The organism is Novosphingobium sp. BF6 (assembly GCF_058273105.1).
On sequence record NZ_CM177775.1, the window covers coordinates 1,055,881 to 1,077,482 of the forward strand.

General features: G+C 64.3%; 21 protein-coding genes and 1 tRNA gene. 14 read left to right on the forward strand and 8 right to left on the reverse strand.

Translation table 11 applies throughout. From position 1 onward, the window contains the following. The first annotated feature begins 79 nt into the window (after positions 1 to 79). Together AC4D6D_RS05160 and AC4D6D_RS05165 are read left to right on the forward strand one after the other, a co-directional pair. Entirely contained in the window at positions 80 to 1,348 is a 1,269-nt protein-coding gene (locus tag AC4D6D_RS05160; protein ID WP_491326778.1) for an amidohydrolase family protein, read from the forward strand. Positions 1,349 to 1,482: 134 nt separating this feature from the next. Continuing rightward, positions 1,483 to 3,081, forward strand: a complete 1,599-nt coding sequence (locus AC4D6D_RS05165; protein WP_491326779.1) for an outer membrane protein assembly factor BamB family protein — start codon at positions 1,483 to 1,485, stop codon at positions 3,079 to 3,081. A 47-nt stretch (positions 3,082 to 3,128) separates the two neighbouring features. Here the strand turns inward: AC4D6D_RS05165 and AC4D6D_RS05170 are convergent, their stop codons facing one another. Next, positions 3,129 to 3,818: an extensin-like domain-containing protein gene (locus AC4D6D_RS05170; protein WP_491327208.1), complete on the reverse strand. Its 690-nt coding sequence runs from the start codon at positions 3,816 to 3,818 to the stop codon at positions 3,129 to 3,131. A gap of 271 nt (positions 3,819 to 4,089) precedes the next feature. On the opposite strand from AC4D6D_RS05170, the gene AC4D6D_RS05175 reads away from it, so the two are divergent. Together AC4D6D_RS05175 and serA are read left to right on the forward strand one after the other, a co-directional pair. Continuing rightward, positions 4,090 to 5,256: a phosphoserine transaminase gene (locus AC4D6D_RS05175; RefSeq protein ID WP_491326780.1), complete on the forward strand. Its 1,167-nt coding sequence runs from the start codon at positions 4,090 to 4,092 to the stop codon at positions 5,254 to 5,256. 106 nt (positions 5,257 to 5,362) lie between these two features. Further along, a complete protein-coding gene (serA, locus tag AC4D6D_RS05180; RefSeq protein WP_491326781.1) occupies positions 5,363 to 6,949 on the forward strand; it encodes a phosphoglycerate dehydrogenase in 1,587 nt (528 codons plus the stop codon). A gap of 253 nt (positions 6,950 to 7,202) precedes the next feature. On the opposite strand, the gene AC4D6D_RS05185 is transcribed toward serA, so the two are convergent. After that, positions 7,203 to 7,940: an EF-hand domain-containing protein gene (locus tag AC4D6D_RS05185; protein ID WP_491326782.1), complete on the reverse strand. Its 738-nt coding sequence runs from the start codon at positions 7,938 to 7,940 to the stop codon at positions 7,203 to 7,205. Positions 7,941 to 8,214: 274 nt separating this feature from the next. On the opposite strand from AC4D6D_RS05185, the gene AC4D6D_RS05190 reads away from it, so the two are divergent. From AC4D6D_RS05190 to AC4D6D_RS05205, 4 genes are all read left to right on the forward strand, one after another. Further along, positions 8,215 to 9,339, forward strand: a complete 1,125-nt coding sequence (locus AC4D6D_RS05190; RefSeq protein ID WP_491326783.1) for an ATP phosphoribosyltransferase regulatory subunit — start codon at positions 8,215 to 8,217, stop codon at positions 9,337 to 9,339. Between the two features lie 189 nt (positions 9,340 to 9,528). After that, complete coding sequence (locus AC4D6D_RS05195) at positions 9,529 to 10,818, forward strand: adenylosuccinate synthase (RefSeq protein WP_491326784.1); 1,290 nt, start codon at positions 9,529 to 9,531, stop codon at positions 10,816 to 10,818. Between the two features lie 4 nt (positions 10,819 to 10,822). Beyond that, entirely contained in the window at positions 10,823 to 11,323 is a 501-nt protein-coding gene (locus tag AC4D6D_RS05200; protein ID WP_491326785.1) for a L,D-transpeptidase family protein, read from the forward strand. Between the two features lie 258 nt (positions 11,324 to 11,581). Continuing rightward, positions 11,582 to 12,565 (forward strand): GGDEF domain-containing protein, encoded by a 984-nt coding sequence (locus AC4D6D_RS05205; protein ID WP_491326786.1) that lies wholly within the window; start codon positions 11,582 to 11,584, stop codon positions 12,563 to 12,565. A 200-nt stretch (positions 12,566 to 12,765) separates the two neighbouring features. Here the strand turns inward: AC4D6D_RS05205 and AC4D6D_RS05210 are convergent, their stop codons facing one another. Continuing rightward, positions 12,766 to 13,554 carry a DODA-type extradiol aromatic ring-opening family dioxygenase gene (locus AC4D6D_RS05210; RefSeq protein ID WP_491326787.1) on the reverse strand — a complete coding sequence of 263 codons (789 nt, stop codon included), beginning with the start codon at positions 13,552 to 13,554 and terminating at the stop codon, positions 12,766 to 12,768. 14 nt (positions 13,555 to 13,568) lie between these two features. Beyond that, positions 13,569 to 13,988, reverse strand: coding sequence for a DoxX family protein (locus AC4D6D_RS05215; protein ID WP_491326788.1), 420 nt, complete (start codon positions 13,986 to 13,988; stop codon positions 13,569 to 13,571). 92 nt (positions 13,989 to 14,080) lie between these two features. On the opposite strand from AC4D6D_RS05215, the gene AC4D6D_RS05220 reads away from it, so the two are divergent. Beyond that, a complete protein-coding gene (locus AC4D6D_RS05220; RefSeq protein WP_491326789.1) occupies positions 14,081 to 14,986 on the forward strand; it encodes a LysR family transcriptional regulator in 906 nt (301 codons plus the stop codon). A 21-nt stretch (positions 14,987 to 15,007) separates the two neighbouring features. Here the strand turns inward: AC4D6D_RS05220 and AC4D6D_RS05225 are convergent, their stop codons facing one another. Further along, complete coding sequence (locus AC4D6D_RS05225) at positions 15,008 to 15,184, reverse strand: DUF1674 domain-containing protein (protein WP_147218611.1); 177 nt, start codon at positions 15,182 to 15,184, stop codon at positions 15,008 to 15,010. A gap of 54 nt (positions 15,185 to 15,238) precedes the next feature. Here AC4D6D_RS05225 and AC4D6D_RS05230 point away from each other — a divergent pair, with 54 nt between their 5' ends. Then, entirely contained in the window at positions 15,239 to 16,468 is a 1,230-nt protein-coding gene (locus AC4D6D_RS05230) for an RsmB/NOP family class I SAM-dependent RNA methyltransferase (protein WP_491326790.1), read from the forward strand. Between the two features lie 198 nt (positions 16,469 to 16,666). On the opposite strand, the gene AC4D6D_RS05235 is transcribed toward AC4D6D_RS05230, so the two are convergent. Together AC4D6D_RS05235 and msrA are read right to left on the reverse strand one after the other, a co-directional pair. Beyond that, on the reverse strand, positions 16,667 to 17,737 hold the full coding sequence (locus AC4D6D_RS05235; RefSeq protein WP_491326791.1) for a choice-of-anchor A family protein: 1,071 nt from the start codon (positions 17,735 to 17,737) through the stop codon (positions 16,667 to 16,669). A gap of 176 nt (positions 17,738 to 17,913) precedes the next feature. Further along, positions 17,914 to 18,459: a peptide-methionine (S)-S-oxide reductase MsrA gene (msrA, locus tag AC4D6D_RS05240; RefSeq protein ID WP_491326792.1), complete on the reverse strand. Its 546-nt coding sequence runs from the start codon at positions 18,457 to 18,459 to the stop codon at positions 17,914 to 17,916. A gap of 118 nt (positions 18,460 to 18,577) precedes the next feature. On the opposite strand from msrA, the gene AC4D6D_RS05245 reads away from it, so the two are divergent. The 4 genes from AC4D6D_RS05245 to AC4D6D_RS05260 all read left to right on the forward strand — a co-directional run bounded on the left by AC4D6D_RS05245 (position 18,578) and on the right by AC4D6D_RS05260 (position 20,984). After that, positions 18,578 to 19,438 (forward strand): class I SAM-dependent methyltransferase, encoded by an 861-nt coding sequence (locus AC4D6D_RS05245; RefSeq protein ID WP_491326793.1) that lies wholly within the window; start codon positions 18,578 to 18,580, stop codon positions 19,436 to 19,438. Positions 19,439 to 19,452: 14 nt separating this feature from the next. Next, complete coding sequence (aguB, locus tag AC4D6D_RS05250; RefSeq protein ID WP_491326794.1) at positions 19,453 to 20,316, forward strand: N-carbamoylputrescine amidase; 864 nt, start codon at positions 19,453 to 19,455, stop codon at positions 20,314 to 20,316. A gap of 42 nt (positions 20,317 to 20,358) precedes the next feature. After that, the gene (folK, locus tag AC4D6D_RS05255; RefSeq protein WP_491326795.1) at positions 20,359 to 20,868 is read left to right on the forward strand and encodes a 2-amino-4-hydroxy-6-hydroxymethyldihydropteridine diphosphokinase; all 510 of its coding nucleotides are present in this window, start codon (positions 20,359 to 20,361) and stop codon (positions 20,866 to 20,868) included. A gap of 40 nt (positions 20,869 to 20,908) precedes the next feature. Next, a tRNA-Lys gene (locus AC4D6D_RS05260) sits at positions 20,909 to 20,984 on the forward strand. Between the two features lie 80 nt (positions 20,985 to 21,064). Here AC4D6D_RS05260 and AC4D6D_RS05265 read toward each other — a convergent pair. Further along, positions 21,065 to 21,535 carry a hypothetical protein gene (locus AC4D6D_RS05265; protein WP_491326796.1) on the reverse strand — a complete coding sequence of 157 codons (471 nt, stop codon included), beginning with the start codon at positions 21,533 to 21,535 and terminating at the stop codon, positions 21,065 to 21,067. Positions 21,536 to 21,602: the final 67 nt, after the last annotated feature.

Genomic DNA, 21,602 nt, shown 5'->3' on the forward strand with positions numbered 1-21,602 from the left:
CTTCGGCGTTGGCCTCTTCGATTGATTGCGCCCCCATAGGTTGCGACATGAGTCCCAATCGTTATTTGGGAGACAGGCCATGGCAGATGGCGACACCAGGGAAATGAAGGACTCGGCGCGCAAGTACTGGTCCGCCGAGGGATACACCAAGGGCGGCGTGATCCGCGAGGTGGACTATGCGACCCAGTCGGGCGGGCTCGACCCGTCGCTGGAAGGCATCAAGATCGTCGATACCGACACCCATATCGTCGAACCGCCGAGGCTCTTCACCGACCGCGCTCCGGCCGGGATGAAGGACAGGATGCCCTATGTGAAGCGCGATGGCGACGGGGTGGACCGCTGGTACATCGGCGATCGCAACTGTGGCACGCTGGGCGGCAACGTCATCCGCAAGGACAACAACAAGTTGCTCGGCCGCCTCGCCTTCCCGACGCTGGAAGAGGCCCACGCGGGCGGCCACGAAATCGCCCCGCGCCTTCAGGCGATGGACGACATGGGCATCTACGCCCAGATCTGCTTCCAGAACTCCGGCATCACCCAGGCAGGCATGCTGATGACGCTGGGTGACAACGATCTCGCCGTGCAGATCATGAAGATCTACAACGATTTCAATGCGGACTGGCAGCGAGAATCGGGCGAGCGCCTGTTCCCGATGGCGCACCTACCGTTCTGGGACAAAGCGGAACTGGAGAAGGAGGCCCGCCGCTGCATCGACATGGGCCTGCGCGGCTTCGTACTGCCCGACACGCCGGAGCGCGTGGGCGTGCCCAGCTTCAACCATGATTACTGGACGCCGTTCCTCGAGATGATCGATGCGGAAGGCATCCCGCTCAACTTCCACCTCAACGCCGCGATCGACCCGAACACGCTGACCTGGGAGGGCTTCGGCTTCGAACAGACACTGTCGGTCGTCGCGACGATGTTCTCGATCGGCAACGCGGCGACGCTGGGCAACTGGATGGTATCGGGCCGTCTGGATCGGCACCCGAACCTCAAGATCGGCCTGATCGAAAGCGGCATGGGCTGGGTGCCCTTCGCGGTCGAGGCGCTGGAGCACCAGTTCCAGGAAATGCTGCCCAGCAAGCGGGGGGTGCTGAAGAAGCAGCCCTGGGATTACTTCCGCGATCACTTCATGTGCACCTTCTGGTTCGAGAAGGTGGCGCCCAAGCTGCTGCTGGAAACCATCGGCGTGGACAATGTGATGTTCGAAACCGATTTCCCGCACCCCACTTCGCTTTATCCGGGCGTGCAGGAGCACATCAAGAACGTGCTGGGGGGCTATGACTATGCGGTGCAGAAGAAGGTGCTTCAGGACAACGCGGTGCGGTTCTACAAATTGCCGTTTTAAGCAGATCGAAACTCGCGACAAGGGCTGGGTCGGGGCGAGTGATCGCTTCGACCTTTCATTACTCAAGGGAATGGCACGTCTATCGTATTAGAATATAATGAGAATGCCCTAATTAAACAGTTGCAACCAAAGCGTTGGATCGCCATGCCGTTACGGCATCGCCGTTCTCGGCGGTTGTAACGGGGGTTTCAATGAAGTTTGCGCATCTGGGCGCCGTGGTGTTCGGCGCGCTTACGCTGGCTGCGTGTGGCGGCGATGATAACAGTTCCGGCTCTACGCCTACGATTTCCACTTTGAATGTAACGCTTTCAGCTCCTTCCGTGGACGTCATCGTCCAAGAAGGCGGTAGTGCGACTTTCAGCGTTACTGCCAATTATACCGGAACACCGTCGGGCACGGTCTTTGCGGATGTACAGTTTAAGGATCGACGGTTTGCACTCGCAGGCAATCCGGCGGGTAATGGGTCTAGCTACGGTGTAGACTTCAAGACCGTAGATCTTCCGGCCGGCGGCAAGACCGCGACCGAGGTGACGTTCCGGCTGTGCACCGATGCGAATTGCACGGGGGTTTATCCGGGATCGACCAAGACATTCACCGTCAATCTCGATGTCCGTCTCGAAGATTGGGGGACTTTCCAGCGAAACGGTGCTCATACCGGCTATGTCGCTGCGAATTACGATGTCGCAAACTTTACCAAAGTCTGGGAGGTCACAGGCAACCGGTTGTTTCCGCCTGCTGCCACTGCCGACACAGTACTTGTGACGATGGTGGAACAGCAGGGTACGTCGTACCCGACCTTGGTACGCGCTTTGAGTACCGCAGATGGTACGGAAAAGTGGAAATATGACCTTGGTTCACAGTCATATGTGAGCGGCCCGGCAGTTGCTGGCGGGTTGGTTCATGTCACGTCCATGGAGAGTTCAAGCGGATCGAATCCGCAATGGGTGTTCGATCTCGCGACCGGTGCATTCAAACAACAGATGCATTTTGCTTCTCAGTGGTCGTCATTCAATCAGCCTGTCCCATTTTCCCATTCGGTTTATCTAGCCTCGGGTTATTACGGTAACGTAGTATATGCTTTCGACCCTATAGCTGGCGCTAAACGATGGGACGTCAATGGTAGTGGTGGGAAAATCTGGGATGGTCAATCTCCAGCCGTGGATGGTCAATTTGTTTATTACTATTCTGGAACGGCGCTTGATGTAATCGATCGCAACACTGGAGTAATCGTACGCAGTATTGCCGATCCAGATTGGTCATGGGGAGGATACTCTTGGCAAAGTGCACCGGTGCTTGACGGTAAGGGCAAGGTCTTCCTGTTTTCCTCTGATCGCGGATTTGCAACTCCGAGTAATATTATGTCCTTTGACACGACTGCAGGAACGGTGGGGTGGAAGAGCACGGCCCAATACAATACTGCTTTCGCTTATGCGAATGGCACTATCTATGCAGTACGCAGCGATGCACACGTTTTATCCGCAATTGATGCCGAAAGCGGCTCGATAAAATGGTCAACGCCACTGCCGACCTCTGATGCCTTTACGGGCAATGTCGTTGTTGCTGGTAGACATGCTTTCGTATCCACGGATGGCCAGACTTGGGCTATCGACCTTAAAAGCGATGGCCATAAAGTCGTCTGGTCTGCTCCCACGGGTGGAAAGTTGGCGATTACGCCTGGAAATCTGCTTCTGACCGTCCAGAATACGAAAATGACCGCTTATAAATTGTTCTGAACCGTTGCCAATTCTGCCGGTCGGGAAGACATTGTATGAATGTTTTTCTACCGGCAGAAACTCGAACCGCTTGCTTCCAAGTGCAAGTGGTTCCGGTGGGCTTCGTTGTAGTCGGGGCCGAGCGTTGTGCCGAAGCGTTTGCAGGCGCTTTCGTGGATGACGCGCAGGAAGCGGCGTTCGGCGGGGGTGCCATTGCTCCAATCGTTCAGGACACTGATGCGGCGCCCGTCGGCCAGCACGAAGCCGGAAACGTCGATGGCATTGGCGGTGGCATGGCCCGAGCGCCGCGTGGAGCCTGCGATGTTGCGGCAATTGTAGCTGCCGTAAGTCTCGATGGATAGAATGCGGCTGCCGAGGATCTGCTGCGCCGCACGGTCCACGCCGTAGCGCGCCCAGGCGGCGAAGGGCGTCGCCGTCGTGCAGGTCACCGGGCCGAGGTTGGTGACGGATACCGTGGCACGGTCGGTATTGAGCGCCGAGAGCTTCACCGTGCCCAGCGTGGAGCAGCCGTTTCCGTAGTACTTGTCCGCTACCGGCGTGAACACGGCGTTCTGCGCATCGAGCGTCGCCATGCACTGGCGCAAGTCGCGTGATACCGGCGGTGCGGCGGGGCGCGACTGGGCGGAGGGCCGGGAGCCGCGTCCGCGTGAAGGCTCCGAACGATCGATGCAACCGCTCAGAATGGCGACGAACGGCAGGGTGAACAGCAGTCTGTGCAGGCGGGGGCGGAGTTTCATCATCCGGCTCAAGCATCCGGGCCTTGGGTGAACCGGACCTTACCCATGGCAGGGCTAAGCTGGAATCGCGCGAGCGCAGTTTTCCACCGGATATCGAACGTGCGGATTTCCGGGCGATTTGCGCAGCGAGCGGCTGCGAAACGACGAAATCGGGAAACGATCTGTCGCAAGGGGTCGGAGAATCGTTTGACAAATTTCCCGGCCTCTTTAGATGCGGCTCCGGGCCACGCGGTCCCAACGCCGCGCGTGCTCTCTGTAAGGAGAGTCAGAAATGACTGATGGTATTACGCTTCCCCAAGGCGCGGAAGCGCCTGTTGCTCTTCCGACCCGCAAGCCTGCGCGTCCGCACTTCTCGTCCGGTCCCTGCGCCAAGCCGCCCGGATATGCCCCCGAAAAACTGAACACCGAAGCACTCGGCCGCTCGCACCGCGCCAAGATCGGCAAGACGCGCCTTGCGTATTGCATCGATCTGATGCGCGAAGTTCTGCAGCTGCCCGACACGCATCGCATCGGTATCGTCCCCGGTTCGGACACCGGCGCCTTCGAGATGGCCATGTGGACCATGCTCGGCGCCCGCGGCGTGACCGCGCTGGCCTGGGAAAGCTTCGGTGAGGGCTGGGTTACCGACGCCGTCAAGCAGCTCAAGCTGGAACCCACCGTGTTCCGCGCCGACTACGGCCAGCTGCCCGACCTCGACAAGATCGACTGGTCCGACGACGTGCTCTTCACCTGGAACGGCACCACTTCGGGCGTGCGCGTTCCGGACGCCAACTGGATTCCGGCCGACCGTGAAGGCCTGTCCTTCGCAGACGCCACTTCGGCGGTCTTCGCCTACGACATCGACTGGTCCAAGATCGACGTTGCCACCTTCTCCTGGCAGAAGGTTCTGGGCGGCGAGGGCGGCCACGGCGTCCTGATCCTCGGCCCCCGTGCGGTCGAGCGTCTTGAGAACTACACCCCCAGCTGGCCGCTTCCCAAGGTGTTCCGCCTTGTCTCGAAGGGCAAGCTGGCAGAGGGCGTGTTCAAGGGCGAAACCATCAACACCCCCTCGATGCTTGCGGTCGAAGACGCGATTTTCGCTCTGGAATGGGCCAAGGGTCTGGGCGGTCTCGAAGGGCTGAAGGCCCGCTCGAACGCCAATGCCCACGCGCTGGACAAGATCGTAGCCGACCGTGACTGGCTTTCGCATCTGGCAATCGACAGCGGCACCCGCTCCAAGACCTCGGTTTGCCTCTCGGTCGAGGGCGCCGATGCCGACTTCATCAAGAAGTTTGCAGCGCTCCTCGAAAAGGAAGGCGCCGCCTACGACGTCGCCGGATACCGCGATGCCCCTCCGGGCCTGCGCATCTGGTGCGGCGCGACCGTCGACACCGCCGACGTCGAGGCGCTGGGACCGTGGCTCGACTGGGCCTACGCGACCGTCAAGGCTGCCGCCTGATTTTCAACGTCGTCCCAGCGAAAGCTGGGACCGCTTTCAACCGAGCGCCGCGCTTGCGGCCTGCGATCCCAGCGTGCGCTGGGATGACGAGTGAAGGAATAATTCCATGACCAAGCCCCGCGTCCTCATTTCGGACAAGATGGACCCCAACGCCGCCCGTATCTTCGAGATTCGTGGCTGCGACGTAGACGTCATCACCGGCGAGACCCCCGAGCAGCTGATCGCCCGCATCGGCGATTATGACGGCCTCGCGATCCGTTCGTCGACCAAGGTCACCAAGGAAATCCTCGCCGCCGCGAAGAACCTGAAGGTGATCGGCCGCGCCGGTATCGGCGTCGACAACGTCGATATCCCGGCCGCTTCGGCCCAGGGCGTCGTCGTGATGAACACGCCGTTCGGCAACTCGATCACCACCGCCGAACACGCCATCGCGATGATCTTCGCGCTGGCCCGCCAGATCCCCGAAGCCAATGCCCAGACCCAGCAGGGCCTGTGGCCGAAGAACGGCTTCATGGGCGTTGAAGTCACCGGCAAGACACTCGGCCTGATCGGCGCCGGCAACATCGGCTCGATCGTCGCCAGCCGCGCGCTGGGCCTGAAGATGAAGGTCGTCGCGTTCGACCCGTTCCTCACCCCGGAACGCGCCGTAGAAATGGGCGTGGAGAAGGCCGATCTCGACACCTTGCTCGACAAGGCGGACTTCATCACCCTGCACACGCCGCTGACCGACCAGACCCGCAACATCCTCTCGGCCGAGAACCTGGCCAAGACCAAGAAGGGCGTCCGCATCGTCAACTGCGCGCGTGGCGGGTTGATCGACGAAGCCGCGCTGAAGACCATGCTCGACAACGGCCATGTCGCCGGTGCCGCGCTCGACGTGTTCCAGACCGAGCCCGCCAAGGACTCGCCGCTGTTCGGCACGCCGAACTTCATCTGCACCCCGCACCTTGGCGCATCGACCACCGAAGCGCAGGTCAACGTGGCGCTTCAGGTTGCCGAGCAGCTGGCCGACTTCCTGGTCAACGGCGGCGTTACCAACGCGCTCAACATGCCCTCGCTTTCGGCTGAAGAAGCCCCGAAGCTGAAGCCCTACATGAAGCTCGCCGAAATGCTGGGCTCGATGGTCGGCCAGCTGACCCGCGATTCGGTTCCCCGCATCTCGATCCACGTCGAGGGCGCTGCTGCCGAACTGAACCAGAAGCCGATCACCGCCGCCGTGCTGGCCGGTTTCATGCGCGTCCAGTCGGACACCGTGAACATGGTCAATGCGCCGTTCCTCGCCAAGGAACGCGGCCTTGAAGTGCGCGAAGTGAAGACCGAGCGCGAGGGCGACTACCACACGCTGATCCGCGTCTCGGTGAAGACCGAAGCGGGCGAGCGTTCGGTGGCGGGCACGCTGTTCAACAACCGCGAGCCGCGTCTGGTCGAGATGTTCGGCATCAAGGTCGAAGCGGAACTCGCCGGCGACATGATGTACATCGTCAACGAGGACGCGCCGGGCTTCATCGGCCGCATCGGCACCCTGCTGGGCGAGAACGCGATCAACATCGGCACCTTCAACCTGGGTCGCCGCGACACCGGCGGTGAAGCCGTGCTGCTGCTCTCGGTCGACAATGCCGTGTCGGAAGACGTGCTCAAGGCGGCCAATTCGCTTCCGGGCGTGAAGACGGTCAAGGCGCTCAAGTTCGTCTGATCTGACGGATTACAGCTCCCAACGGAAGGGGCCGGTGCCTTCGGGTGCCGGCCCCTTTTCCGTTCTGGGGAGACGCCTTTGACAAGCTCAGGCTGAGCGAGGTTGGGTTTGGCTTTATCAATCAAGGCCCATGTTCAGCTTGCACCTGCCAACTCCGCTCAGCCTGAGCTTGTCGAAGGCCCCGCGGGCGAGGCGCTTGGTCAGCATCCTTCGACAGGCTCAGGATGAGCGGAGTGAGGTGGCGCGAAGCTTCCTACTGCCCCGAAGGAGGCGGTCCCATCGGGCGCATCCCGCCGCGACCGGGCATTCCCTCGCGTCCGCCGTCCTTCGGGCGCTGTTCCTGCATCGAGAGGTAGCCGTCCTTGTCCGTATCGGCGGCATCGAACTTCGCGCCTTCGTAGGCGAGCAGTTCCTCCAGCGAGACACCGGCGTCGTAGTTAATATTGGCCTTGGCGATGAGCGTACCGGAGATGGGTTCGATCAGGTCGGCCAACATGCGGTCGTCGTCATCCTTGCCGAAATCGGGCGCGACCACTTCGAGCACTTGCCCGGCGCGATCGCCCAGCGCACCGCGCTCGTCGATGGCGACCGAGCCCATCTGCTGCTGCCAGGCGATGAACTCCGCGATCGAGATCGAGCCGTCGCCATTGGCGTCGACTTTGGCGAAGCGCGCCTTGATCGCCGCATCGCGCCGGGCGCTCACGAGGGCGTGGAATTCCTCCAGCGTCACCAGTCCGTCACGGTTGGTGTCGGCATCGCGGAACATGGCGGTGACGATCTTGTCGTAGTGTGCGCGGGAGATCGGCTTGGGCATGCGGGGCTTGCCGCCACCGCCCGGCCCGCCGGGAGGACCGCCGCCACCGGGACGGCTCATGCCCCCGCCGCTGCCCATTCCTCCGCCTCCCATTCCGCCCATGTCGTCACCCATCTGGGCATGGACGGGCGTCTGGAGCAGCAACAGGGGCAGGAGAAGCAGGGAAATCTTGCGCATGGACCTCGACCGTTGTTCGCAGGGCTGGGCGCAAGGCGGCCACGCGCTTCGAGCGCGACGCATGCCTGGCGGGTCCGGCCCATGCAGGAAATGGGCTGTAACTGGTTGTCTCGTCCCGCCAGACGATCAGGGCGGGATAGCCTGATGACCGATGGTTGTTGACAGGAAATTTCACGCAAATTGTCGCAGGCTTTCGCTTTCGAGCGGCGCAAGCCCGGATAGCCGCAGGTGGCGTTCGACATTTGCCGCCCGTGCGGTTAAGGGCGCCACCATCATGCAGGACAACGACCGCGATCTCTTGCCCGAAGGACTGGGCGACCGTCTTCCTCAGCAGGCCTCGGCCTCGCAACAGGTGCGCCGCATGGCGCATGACGTGCTGGCGAGCCATGGCTATGAGCGCGTCGAAACGCCGCTGATCGAATTCGAGAAGGCGCTCGCGCATCGCATGGCGGGCGTACAGGTGCGGCGCATGTTCCGCTTCGTCGATCCCGTTTCCATGCGGATGCTGGCGCTGCGCTCGGACATGACCGCGCAAATCGCCCGTATCGCGGCTACCGGCCTGGCCGAAGCGCCGCGTCCGCTGCGGTTGTCCTATTCGGGGCAGGTTTGCACCATCAAGGGTGACGGCCTCGATCCGCGCCGCGAACGCCTCCAGCTCGGCGCCGAGCTGATCGGCACCGATTCGGTCGCCGCCGCCGCCGAGATCGTCGAACTGGCGATCGAGGCGCTGCGTGCCGCCGGGGCGACCGGGATTTCGGTGGACTTCACCATGCCCGATCTCGTCGATACGCTCTCGGAAGAGGCGCTGCCGCTCCCGGAAGGGAGGATCGAGGCCGTGCGCCAGATGCTCGACGCCAAGGATGCGGGCGGTCTGGTGGACGTGGGCGGCGAGCTTTATCTGCCGTTGCTCTACGCCGTCGGCCCCTTTGCCAGCGCTATCGAGCGTCTTGCCGCCTTCGACGTTGGCGGCGCGCTCGCCAGCCGTATCGCGGGCTTGCGCGAGATCGCCGCGCGCGTGGGCGACAAGGCCCGCATCACCCTCGACCCCTCCGAACGCCACGGCTTCGAATACCAGTCGTGGTTCGGCTTCACGATCTATGCCGAGGGCATCTCGGGCAGCCTCGGGCGCGGCGGCACTTATCGCATTCTCGGCCAGACCGGGCACCATCCGGAATCGGCGACGGGCTTCTCGCTCTATCCCGATCCGCTCGTGGACCTGCTGGCGGCCGAGCCGCAGGCGCAGCGCAAGCTGTTCCTGCCGCTGGGCCACGACCCGCGCGTGGCCGGACAGCAGCGCGCGATCGGCTGGACCACCGTGGCCGCGCTTTCCGAAAGCGACGATCCGGTCGCGCTCGGGTGCTCGCACAAGCTGGTGGACGGCGAGGCCGTCGCGCTCTGATAATCCATTTGCGTCGTCCCGGCTGCGATCCGGGGCGACGGAGTGGGTCTACCCTTGACGAGCCATGCGCCTTGCCACTAGGGCGCGGGCGAAAAGCCGGGGCACTTCTGCCCCAACGCAAATCCATATCGCCGAGTCCTGTCGAAGGGCGTTATTGGATCCACCGTGGCAGGGTGGAGGAGTATATCCATGGCCAACGTAACCGTGATCGGTGCCCAGTGGGGCGATGAGGGCAAGGGCAAGATCGTCGACTGGCTCGCCAGCCGCGCCGATGCCGTCGTCCGTTTCCAGGGCGGCCACAATGCCGGCCACACGCTGGTCGTCGGCGACCAGGTCTACAAGCTGAGCCTGCTGCCTTCGGGCATCGTCACCGGCACGCTGTCGATCGTCGGCAACGGTGTCGTGCTCGATCCCTGGCACCTCAAGTCCGAAGTCGAGAAGCTTCGCGGCCAGGGCGTCGAGATCAATCCCGACAACTTCGCGATTGCCGACAACTGCCCGCTGATCCTGCCGCTCCACCGCGACCTCGACGGCCTGCGCGAATCGGCTGCCGGTTCGGGCAAGATCGGCACCACCGGCCGCGGCATCGGCCCGGCTTATGAAGACAAGGTCGGCCGCCGCGCCATCCGCGTCTGCGATCTGGCGCATCTCGATGCGCTGGAGGCCCAGCTCGACCGTCTCTGCGCCCACCATGACGCGCTGCGTGCCGGTTTCGGCCAGCCGCCGGTCGACCGCGAGGCACTGATCGAGGAACTGCGCGAGATCGCGCCGTTCGTGCTCCAGTTCGCCCAGCCCGTGTGGAAGCGCCTGAACAAGGTTCGCAAGGCCGGCGCCCGCATCCTGTTCGAAGGCGCGCAGGGCGTGCTGCTCGATGTCGATCACGGTACTTATCCGTTCGTCACCAGCTCGAACACGGTTTCGGGCACGGCGGCTTCGGGTTCGGGCCTCGGCCCCGCCGCGACGGGCTTCGTGCTCGGTATCGTCAAGGCCTACACCACCCGCGTCGGTTCCGGGCCGTTCCCGACCGAGCTGGAGGACGAGACCGGCCAGCGCCTCGGCGAGCGTGGTCATGAATTCGGCACCGTCACCGGCCGCAAGCGCCGCTGCGGCTGGTTCGACGCGGTGCTCACCCGCCAATCCTGCGCGATCTCGGGTGTGACCGGCATTGCGCTGACCAAGCTCGACGTGCTCGACGGCTTCGAGAAGGTCCGGATCTGCACCGGCTACCGTCTGAACGGCAAGGTGCTGGACTACTTCCCCAGCCACGCCGCCGACCAGGCGAAGGTAGAGCCGATCTACGAGGAAATGGACGGCTGGCAGGGCACCACCGCAGGCGCCCGTTCCTGGGCCGATCTGCCCGCCCAGGCGATCAAGTACATCCAGCGCGTGCAGGAACTGATCGAAACCCCGGTGGCGCTGGTTTCGACCAGCCCCGAGCGCGAGGACACCATCCTCGTGCGCGATCCTTTCCAGGATTGAGCGAATGCGGCGCGGGACATTTCTCGCGCCGCTTCTGCTTTTGCTGGGGGTGGGTGCCGCACAGGCGGAACCGCCCCTCAAGCTTCCCCAGATCGACCTGATCCGCGTGCAGAAGGCGGCGCGGACGATGGAACTCTGGTCGGACGATCGGCTCGTCCATGTCATCCCGCATATCCAGCTGGGCGACGAGCCTACCGGCCCCAAACGCTTTGAAGGCGATGAGCGTACGCCCGAAGGTCGCTACGAGATCGATTGGGGCAATCCGAAAAGCGCCTATCACCTCTCGCTCCATATCTCCTATCCCAATGCCGAAGACCGCGCCTATGCGCAGGCGCGTGGGCGCGCTGCAGGCGGGATGATCATGATCCACGGCCAGCCCAACGCCTTGCCGATAGGTCGTGTCCCCGGCGATTGGACGGACGGCTGCATCGCCGTTTCCAACGTGGAAATCGAGGCGCTTTACGGGGCGGTGCCGGACGGTACGCCGATCGAGATAAATCCCTGAAAATCCAGCGGGGCGCCGTTAGACTTCTCTAAAATTGATGCAGATTGCATTCCACGAGAGACGACGGGCGTATTCAGGAATTTAATCCTGCTCTAGGGATGTATACGTGGATAGGAAGCCGCAGCCGGGAATCGGCATGATCGCCTTGTGCGCGGCTCACGCTCGAGATCGGAGCACCGGTGGGGTCGATCGCCGGGACTCGGTCAGTGGATCAACTTTGCCGCACCTTTACGGGTGCGCCGCGGTCGGAAGGGCTCGATGCTCCCCCAAACCATCCTCAACGACGAGCAAGGCCGCCTTGCCGCGCTGCGCAACCTCGAAGTGCTGGACACCGAGCCGGAGCAAGCGTTCGAGCACGTCGTCTCGCTGGTCCGCGCCGTGCTGGGCGTGCCGATGGCGGCAGTCACTCTGGTCGATGCCGACCGGCAATGGTTCAAGGCCCGCAGCGGGCTGGACGTGGCAGAGACCCCGCGCAACGTCTCCTTCTGCACTCACGCCATCCAGCAGACCGCGCCGTTCCTCATTTCCGATGCGCGGCTCGACGCCCGCTTCGCGAACAACCCTTTCGTCGTTACCGACCCCGGCGTGCGCAGCTACGCTGGCATCCCGTTGCTGACGCCCGAGGGCTACAACGTCGGCGTGCTCTGCGCGATCGACGACAAGGTGCGTGATTTCAACGAGGCCGAAGTCGCCATCCTCGGCAATTTCGCGCGCATCGTCATGAACGAACTGGAACTGCGCCGCATAGCCGAGCGCGACCAGCTGACCGGAGCACTCACCCGGCGCGGCTTCGTGGACAAGGCGAGGCAGGAAATGGACCGCTTCCGCCGCTACGGTCGCCCGAGCTGCCTGGTGCTGATCGACCTCGATCACTTCAAGAAGGTGAACGACACGCATGGCCACCCGGCCGGGGACGCGGTGCTGCGGGAGATGGCGGCCACCGTCGTCGGCTCGACCCGCCCGGTCGACTTCCTCGGCAGGCTGGGCGGAGAGGAGTTCGCCGTGCTGCTGCCGGAGACCGAACCTTCGGACGCTCTCGTGGCGGTGGAACGCTTCCGCGCGACATTGGCGGAGCACGATATTGCACTTCCCGGAGGTACGAGCATTCGCGTGACGGCCAGCTTCGGGATCGCGCCGTTGCACGAAGGGCTTGCGACGGTTGAGGACTGGCTGGCCGCGGCGGATGGTCCGCTTTACGCTGCCAAGCGGGGTGGGCGGAATCGGTGTGAATTGTTGCATTGAAGGTGAACAGAGAAGTCCTGGGGGATGATCCCCCAGACCCTCAGAATGTCGACCTTGCGCGCTACTTCCCCGTAGTGCGCTCCTTGCGGCGCAGCCAGTAAGTCTCCCGACGCAGCCATGGGCGCACGACGGCTAGGTAGCGCCTGACCTCGACAGTACCGGGGTGCAGGGGCGATGGCCCCTGCTTTCCCCTTTGTTCTTCAATCGAACCGAAACGCCGAAATCGCCGTCTTGAGCACGAGGTCCGAATAGACCTTCTCTCCCGCCCCCTGCGCGGTCCCCGCCACCACCATCAGCGGCAGCAGGTGTTCCTCGCGCGGGTGGGAGAAGCGGCCGCCGGGGGCCTCGGCCCATTGCGCCAGCGCTTCGGCGCGGGCTTCGGCATCGGCTTCGGCGGCCTCTGTGAGCCACGCGTCGAAGACCAGCGAGGGTTCGGTCGAAGCCGGATTGCCGTAGCCGCGCATGTTGTGGAAGCTCATGCCCGACCCCAGGATCAGCACGCCTTCGTCGCGCAGCGGGGCAAGGGCCTGTCCGGCGGCGCGGTGCAGGTCCGGATCGAGCGAGCGGTCGAGCGACATCTCCACCACCGGCACATCTGCCTCGGGCCAGGCGACCTTGAGCGGAACGAACACCCCGTGGTCGTAGCCGCGCTGCGGGTCCGGCGCGGCGGCGAAGCCCGCCTCGCGCAGGAGCTGGCTGGCGCGCGCCGCCAGCGCAGGCGAGCCGGGAGCATCGAAGCGCAGCTCGTAGGTATGCTGCGGGAAGCCGTAGTAATCGAACAGCAGGTCCGGGCGGTCGGCGCCGGTGAAAGCGAAGCCTTCGGTTTCCCAGTGGCCCGAGACCACGAGGATCGCCTTGGGCGGTTCGGGCAGGCGCTCGGGCAGGCTGCGCAGGAACTCGGCCATCGAAGTCCAGTTGCCTTGCGGGTCCGGCATGAAGAAGCAGGGACCGCCGCCGTGGGGGATGAAGAAGCTGGGTTGGCGGGTCATGGTGTGTTTTTCCTTCAATTGCGCCGGGTCGGGACGAGTGCGTGGGCACCGTCGCCGATCAGGGCCAGGACGAGGAGGGCGATCGACCAGAAGGCAGGATATTCCCAGCCGCCGCCCTTGGAATCGAAGAAGAAGCCGTTGGTCCCGTGGACCATGACGATGGTGCCGAGCAGCAGCGGGATCAAGGCCAGCGCGACGGCGCGGGCATAGATGCCGAGGATCAGCGCGAGGCCGCCAAGCAGTTCCGCCGCCATCGTCACATAGGCCAGCGCCGGGGGCAGACCGAGACTGCCGAAGAAACCGGCCGCTCCGGCAGGCGTGAAGACGAACAGCTTGAGCGCGAAATGGGCGAGGAACAGCACGCCCAGCGCGACGCGCAAGATGAGGGCGCCATAGGGAGCGGTGGGGGCAGTGCTTGAAGTCTTCGAGGTCATTGGGAGGCTTCCTTTCGAAAACCGATCTAGACCTTCGCCTTATCGGTGATAATCATGCCTCTCGTTGAATAACTTCATACCAGAGGTGTTGAATGGACCGGCTCAAGGGCATCGAGATTTTCGTGAAGGCGATCCGGCTCGGCGGGCTTTCGGCGGCGGCGCGCGATCTTTCGATGTCGCCGGCCATGGCGGCCAAGCACCTCAATGCGCTGGAGCAGCGTCTGGGCGCGACCTTGGTGAATCGCACGACGCGGCGGCTGGCGCTGACCGAAGTGGGCGCGGCCTATCTCGACAAGGCCGAGCGCGTGCTGGCTGAACTGGAGGACGCCGATGCCGAGGCCATGGCCCAGTCTGCGGCGGTGGAGGGTCTGCTGCGCGTCTCCGGTCCGGCGGCTTTCGGCGGCGCCTATCTCGTCGATCTGGTGACCGAGTTCCACGCGCGCCATCCCGCCGTGACGGTCGAACTCGGCCTCAACGACCGAGTGGTCGATCTGCTGGAAGAGCGCTGGGACGTGGCCGTGAGGATCGGCAGGCTGGCGGACAGCAACCTCGTCGCGCGCAAGCTGGCTCCGGTGCGCATGGCGGTTTGCGCCTCGCCGGACTACCTCGCCCGGCGCGGCACACCGCGTTCCATCGACGATCTGGGACAGCACGATTGCCTCGGCTATACGCTGGGCAACGAGACCGGGGCAACGCGTTGGGGTTTCGGCCGCGACGGTAGCCGGGCGGTGACGGTGCGCGGCGCGCTCCATGCCAACAACGGTCAGGTTCTGGCGCAGGCGGCGGTTGCGGGGATGGGCCTCGCCTACGGCCCGCGCTTCTTCGTGGACCGGGCGATCGCGGACGGGCGGCTGGTGGAACTCGATCTCGGCGCTGAATTGCTCGATCTCGGCGCGATCCATGCGGTAACCCACCGAACGCGGCGACCTGCCGCCAAGACGAGGGCGTGGATCGACTTTCTCGTCCAGCGCCTGCCGGCCATGGCGCGGGACTGGTAGTTCCTCCCCGCTGGGAGAGGATCAGAAGTCGATGGCGATGCCGTTGCGGACCCAGTCGCCATAACGGGTGGGTGAGATGCCGTCCGGGTCCTGCTCATCCTGCTCGGCCGGGGCCGTCTTGGCCTCGGGCGCGGGATCGTTGGTCCAGTGGGTGGGCTTGGTGAAGCCTTCGGGCCGCTTGGTGGCGCGCTGTGTCATGGAGCCCATGTGGTGGAGGTGGCGTCAAAACGCAATCCGCTATAGGGGCGGGGCATGGACATTCCCGGCCTTCCCGCGCGCCGTGCCGCGCTCAACCTTATCGATGCCGTACTGCGGCGGGGCGAAACGCTTGATCAGGCGGGCGGCTCCGCCCTCGCGCGGGTCGGTGGAGACGCCGACCGGGCGCTCGCCCGCGCCATTGCCGGTGAAGTGCTGCGCTGGCGCACCGACCTTGACGAACTGATCGACAGCGCCACCCGCCTGCCGCTCGCACCCGATGCCAAGGCGCGCGCAGTGCTCCAGATCATGCTCGCGCAGGTCCTGCGGCTGGAAACCCCCGCGCACGCGGTGATCGCCACCGGCCTGCCGCTGTTGATGGGCGGCCCGCGCCGCCTCGCGCACGGGGTTTTCTCCACCCTGACCAAGCGCGAAATCGCGCTTCCCGAAGCGCCCAGCCTGCCCGAGGACGTGGCGGGCCGCTGGGGCGCCCGTGCCGAGGCGATCGCCGCCGGTCTCGCCGAACCGCCGCCGCTGGACCTTGCCCTGCGCGATCCGGCGCAGACCGCCGAATGGGCCGAGCGCCTCGGCGGCACTTCGCTGATGGCGGGCCATGTCCGCCTTTCGCGCGGTACGGCGGTCGAGCACCTCGAAGGTTTCCGCGACGGAGCCTGGTGGGTGCAGGACCTTGCCGCCAGCCTTCCGGCGCGTCTCTTGGGCGCGGGCGAGGGCAAGCGCGTGCTCGACCTCTGCGCCGCCCCCGGCGGCAAGACGCTGCAACTGGCGGCGGCCGGCTGGCAGGTGACGGCGCTCGACAACTCCAAGCGCCGCCTCGAACGCCTGCGGGAGAATCTCAAGCGCATCGGTCTCGAAGCCGAGGTCGTGCAAGCCGATGCCCTGACCTGGGAGCCGGAGAACGCGTTCGATGCGATCCTGCTCGACGCGCCCTGCACCGCCACCGGCACCGCGCGCCGCCACCCCGACGTGCTGCACCGCATCGGCCCACGCCAGATCGAGGACATGACCGCGATCCAGGAGAAGATGCTGGAACGCGCCTCGGGCTGGCTCAAGCCGGGCGGGCAGCTGGTCTACGCGGTCTGCTCGCTGGAAGTGGAAGAGGGCGAGGAACAGGCGGACAAGGTCTCGCTGACGCCAGTGCCGGTCGCGGCTTCGGAACTGCCGGAGGGGCTAGCTCCCACGGCGGAAGGCTGGCTGCGGACCGATCCGGGGATGCTGGCCGAAGTCGGCGGGCTCGACGGGTTCTTTGTCGGGCGGTGGCAGAAGTAAAGGGGGAAGACCCGGGGGATGATCCCCCGGACCCTCGAAATGTCGATCTTGCGCGCCACCTATCCGGAGTGCGCTCCTTGCGGCGCAGCCAATAAGTCTCCCGACGCTGCCATGAGCGCACAACGGCGTTGGCCCGCGTGACCTGAACGGTATTGGGGGTGCAGGGGGGCTATGCTCCCCTGCTTTCTCCCTTGTCCTTTAAACCGCGACAGCGCGCCGACGACGCCAGAACATCAGCGCGCCAAGTCCTAGCGCGAAGAGGCCGACCATGCCCGGTTCCGGAACGTTGGTCGGGCCGCCCGAGGAGTTGCCGGAGCTGGTCGAGCTGCCCGGATCGCCCGGCGTATAGCCGCCGGTGTAGGTGCCGACGTGCATCTCGCCGTTCTGGACGAGATTGCCGAACACCGCCGAACCCTGGATGTAGTTCGAGGTCTTCGCATCGGCGCCCGGTGCGAGGACCGAGCCGCCCCAGGCCGTGCTCAGCGAGAGGTCTTCGGCCTCGTGGAAGTTCCAGACGACGTGTTCGCCGAGGTTGGCCGTGCCGCCAAGGAAGTTGTCGTCCAGCTTGATCGACTTGCCCGAGACGTTGACGATCGCCGTATCCGCGCCGTTGAGGTTGAACTGGATCTCGCCGATCTTGTCGAGGTCGGCGGCGGAGATGTTGAACACCGCCACGCCGTTCGCGTCGGGCTGGGCGTTGAAGGTGCCGCGGTTGCCGCTGATGGTCAGCTGGCTGTTGGCGGTCTCGGTGCTCATCGCGTGGCTGAGGCCTTCCATCGAGGTTTCGATGAGGCTTTTCTGCTGCGCGAGGTTCTGCGCGAACTGCGGGTTGCTGGCTGCCAGACCCGAGGTCACGGTGTTGTTGTTGACGTTGGTATTGCTGATCGTCCCGCCGACCTGCACCGTTTGCGCCGCGCCGTTGAGGTTGAGGCCGCTGTTGACGTTGCCGCCGACGATCGCGCCCGAGCCGTTGTTGAGGTTCTTGTGGCCGCCGTTGACGTCGCCCACCACGGTCAGCCCTGGCGTTCCGGTGCTGGAGGCAGGCAGGGCGGTGATCTGATAGTTCGAGGAATTGCCGTCGAGATTTCCGCCCACGAACGTGCGGCCCTCGACTTCGGACGATGAGGTCAGGTCGCCCAGCACCACGAGGTTCCAGGTCTTCAGCACGTCGATTCCGGCGATCATGCCCGAGGATGCAAGCACGGGGCTGGCCGCGAAGGCAACGGCGGCGACAGCGACGGAAAGCGACAGCTTGCGGAGAGGGGACATGGAAGGGACTCGCCAAAGGAACGGATCGATAGGCGAGCTAAGTACTTGTCCCTGTGCGTTTGGATATGGCCCGTTTCGCCGTGTCTCATGGTGAGACACGGCGAAAGCGAATGCCTTACGCGGAGTTAACGGCGCGACTTTGCACCTTCATCCACCGCGTGAGGCGGGTTTTCAGGTCAGGCCTTGACCTTGTTCTGGAAGCTCTTGCGCAGCTTCATCAGCTTGGGCGGGATAACTGCCAGACAATAGGGGTTCCGTTGGCCTTCACCGTCCCAGTATTCCTGGTGATAGTCTTCGGCCGGATACCATTCGTCGTTCTGCTTGCCGTCGGCGAAGCCCTCGATCGTGGTGACGACCTTGCCGCCGTTGTCCTCGTTCGAGCGGGCGAGGGCAGCTTCGGCCTCGGCGGCCTGGGCATCGTCCAGCGGGAAGATCGCCGAGCGGTACTGGGTGCCCACGTCGTTGCCCTGGCGGTTGAGCTGCGTCGGGTCATGGGTGCCCATGAACACGTCGAGCAGGTCGCCGTAGGAGAGCACCGAAGGGTCGTAGTTGACCCGGATCGCCTCGGCATGGCCGGTGTCGCCGCCGCAGACCTGCTTGTAGGTGGGGCTGGGCACAGTGCCGCCGATATAGCCGCTTTCCACGGAGTCCACGCCGATGACGTCGCGGAACACCGCTTCGGTGCACCAGAAGCACCCGCCTGCAACGATTGCCGTTTCCATTGTCTCAGTAGTCCTCATGAGGGGGATTTTGTCGCTAGATAGGTACACTTGAGCGGCTTGTCATTGGGCGGGCGCAAACTAGGTTCACTCCCGAAGAAAGTTCCACGGGAGAATCGATATGCGCCGCGCCCTGATCGCCCTTTCGTCCCTGCTTGGCGTGATCGCCATGCCCGCCGCCGCGACGGTTGCGGAGGAGACCACCGAAGCAGAAGCCTGCAAGGGCTGCGAGGCGCTGCTTGAACTGGCGGCGTCCAATCCCTCGCGCAAGGAAGACCGCGCGCGCGACCAGTATCGCCATCCGGTGGAGACCCTGAGCTTCTTCCGCGTCGCCCCGACCATGAAAGTCGGCGAATATGCACCGGGCGGCGAGTGGTACTCGCGCCTGCTCGGCCTCTATCTCGGCCAGCAGGGGCATCTCGTCGGGCTTTACTTCAATCCCGAGGCGCCCGCCTTCAAGCCCGAGACGAAGGACGGCATCCGCAAGGGTGCGGCCAGCTATCCGGCGGACGTCGCCAAGTTCACCGGCCTGCCCGCCGACAGGTTCGCCGCCTATACGCTGGGCGCAATTCCCGAAGGCGAGAAAGCCACTTTCGACGTCATCATCGTCCCCCGCATGATGCACAACCTGCTGCGCTGGAACATCGCGGGCAGCGAGTTCGCCGCGATGCGGGATCTCCTGAAGCCCGGCGGCTATATCGGCATCGAGCAGCACCGCGCCCGTCCGGACGCTCCCGCCGACTATGCCGACGGTTCGAAAGGCTACTTGCGCGAGGCCGACGTGATCCGCTTCATGAAGGATAACGGCTTCGATCTCGTCGCCCAGTCCGAGATCAGCGCCAATCCCAAGGACACCGCGAACTGGCCGGACGGCGTCTGGACCCTGCCGCCCACCCTGGCGCTCAAGGACAAGGACCGCGAGAAGTACCTCACGATCGGCGAGAGCGACCGGATGACCCTTCTGTTCCGCAAGCGAGGCTGATAGAGGCCCGCCGCATGACCGAAATCACCGTTGCCGCACTCCAGCTCGCCCTCAACTCCGCCGACGAGCGCGAAAACATCGCCGCCGTCGCCTCGCTGGTGGAGGATGCTGCTGCCAAAGGCGCGCAGATCGTCCTGCCGCCCGAGCTGTTCTCCGGTCCCTACTTCTGCAAGACCGAGGAAGAGGAACTCTTCGCGATCGCCCGCCCGACCGCCGAGCACCCCTCGGTGATCGCGATGAAGGCACTGGCGAAGGCGCTGAAGATCGTCATCCCCACCAGCTTCTTCGAGCGCGACGGTCACCACTACTACAACACGCTGGCCATGATCGGCGCTGACGGCGAGATCATCGGCACCTACCGCAAGAGCCACATCCCCGACGGCCCCGGCTACGAGGAGAAGTACTACTTCCGCCCCGGCAACGACGGTTTCAAGGTCTGGGACGTGCTCGGCACCAAGGTCGGCATCGGGGTGTGCTGGGATCAGTGGTATCCCGAATGCGCGCGCGTGATGGCGCTGATGGGCGCGGAACTGTTGTTCTACCCGACCGCCATCGGATCCGAGCCTTATGACGCCACGCTCGACACCAGTCGCATGTGGCGCCGCGCGATGGTGGGACACTCGGTGTCGAACTGCATGCCGGTGATCGCCGCCAACCGCATCGGCGTCGAATCGGAATGCGGCACCGAGCAGACCTTCTACGGCCATTCGTTCATCACCGACGAATGGGGCGATTATGTCGCCGAGTTCGGCCGGGACGAGACCGGCGTGCTGGTCTCCACGCTCGACCTCGCGCGTGCGGCGAAGCACCGCGCGGGCATGGGCTTCTTCCGTGATCGCCGCCCGCAACTCTACACGCGCATCGCCCAGGATATCTGATACAAGCCCCGGTAGTTACGGCATAATCGGGGGGCAGTGGTCTTGGCCAAGCATCAGTATCTCGTCGCGCTCGGCTCCAACATGCGCCACCCGCGCCATGGCGGCCCCCGCAAGGTGCTCGCCGCGGCGCTGCGGGCGCTCGACAGCGGCAAGTACGAAGTTCTGGCCGTCTCGCCGGTGATCGAAAGCGCTCCGCTCGGCCCGTCGCGCCGCCGCTACGCCAACGGCGTTGCACTGGTCCGCTGCAAGCGCGAGCCCGACGAGATGCTGCACAAGCTGCACAAGGTCGAACACAAGTTCGGCCGCAGGCGCCTGGGCCAGGCCTGGGGATCGCGGGTGCTGGACCTCGATCTCGTGCTGTGGAGCGGCGGCCCCTGGGCAGGCGGCGAGGGCGAGGAAAGCTTGATCCTGCCACACCCCTCGTTTCGCGAAAGGGATTTCGTACTTGGCCCTGCGCGCCGGATCGCGGGACCTTGGCGCGATCCTCTGACAGGTCTTACGATAAATCAGCTTCATGCCCGCTTGACCAAGCCGCGCCCTGCCCCTAGGTGACGCCTTCCGCAGCCGCTTCGCCGGCTGATCCCGGCAACGGGGGCCCTTAGCTCAGTCGGTAGAGCAACTGACTTTTAATCAGTAGGTCGCTGGTTCGAACCCAGCAGGGCTCACCACCTTTCTTGTGGTCTATCGTAATCGCTTGGTGCGATGCCTCATATAGGCGGCCGGAGGAACGTGCGGCCGCCTGGCATTGTCAGGAGTAAGGGATCGGTTCGGCCGTGAAGATCGAGACTTCCTGACCCGGCAGCATCACTGCGGATTTGCCGCTGATCCAGATCGAACCCAGCAGAGCGCCGACGGTGTTGCCTCGGCCTTCCTGGCGATGGACGCCGCGCACGGCATAGTCCTTGCCGCCGACATTGACCGAATTGAACGTCACCTCGAACTTGCCGGATTTGCCACCGATCGCCCGCCCTGTTTTCCAGGTCACGGTCCCGGTGACGGTGGATCCGCGTGGGATGACCACGAAATCACCTTCCTTGACGTCGCCGATTGTCGAGAAGGTGAACTTCTGCCCTTCCTCGACGTGCTTCGACGATATTTCTGCCTGCGGCGTCACCGTCATCGACGTGCTGGCCGGCATGAATTTCTGCGTATTTTGCTGAATTTCCTGCGCCATTACCGGCGCAGCGCAAGACGCGAGGTCAAAGGCCATCGCGATCATGAAATGCTTCATGATTTCCCCCTCGTAAACATATGTTCCCCGAGGGCGGATTAGCGCGCTAGCAGGC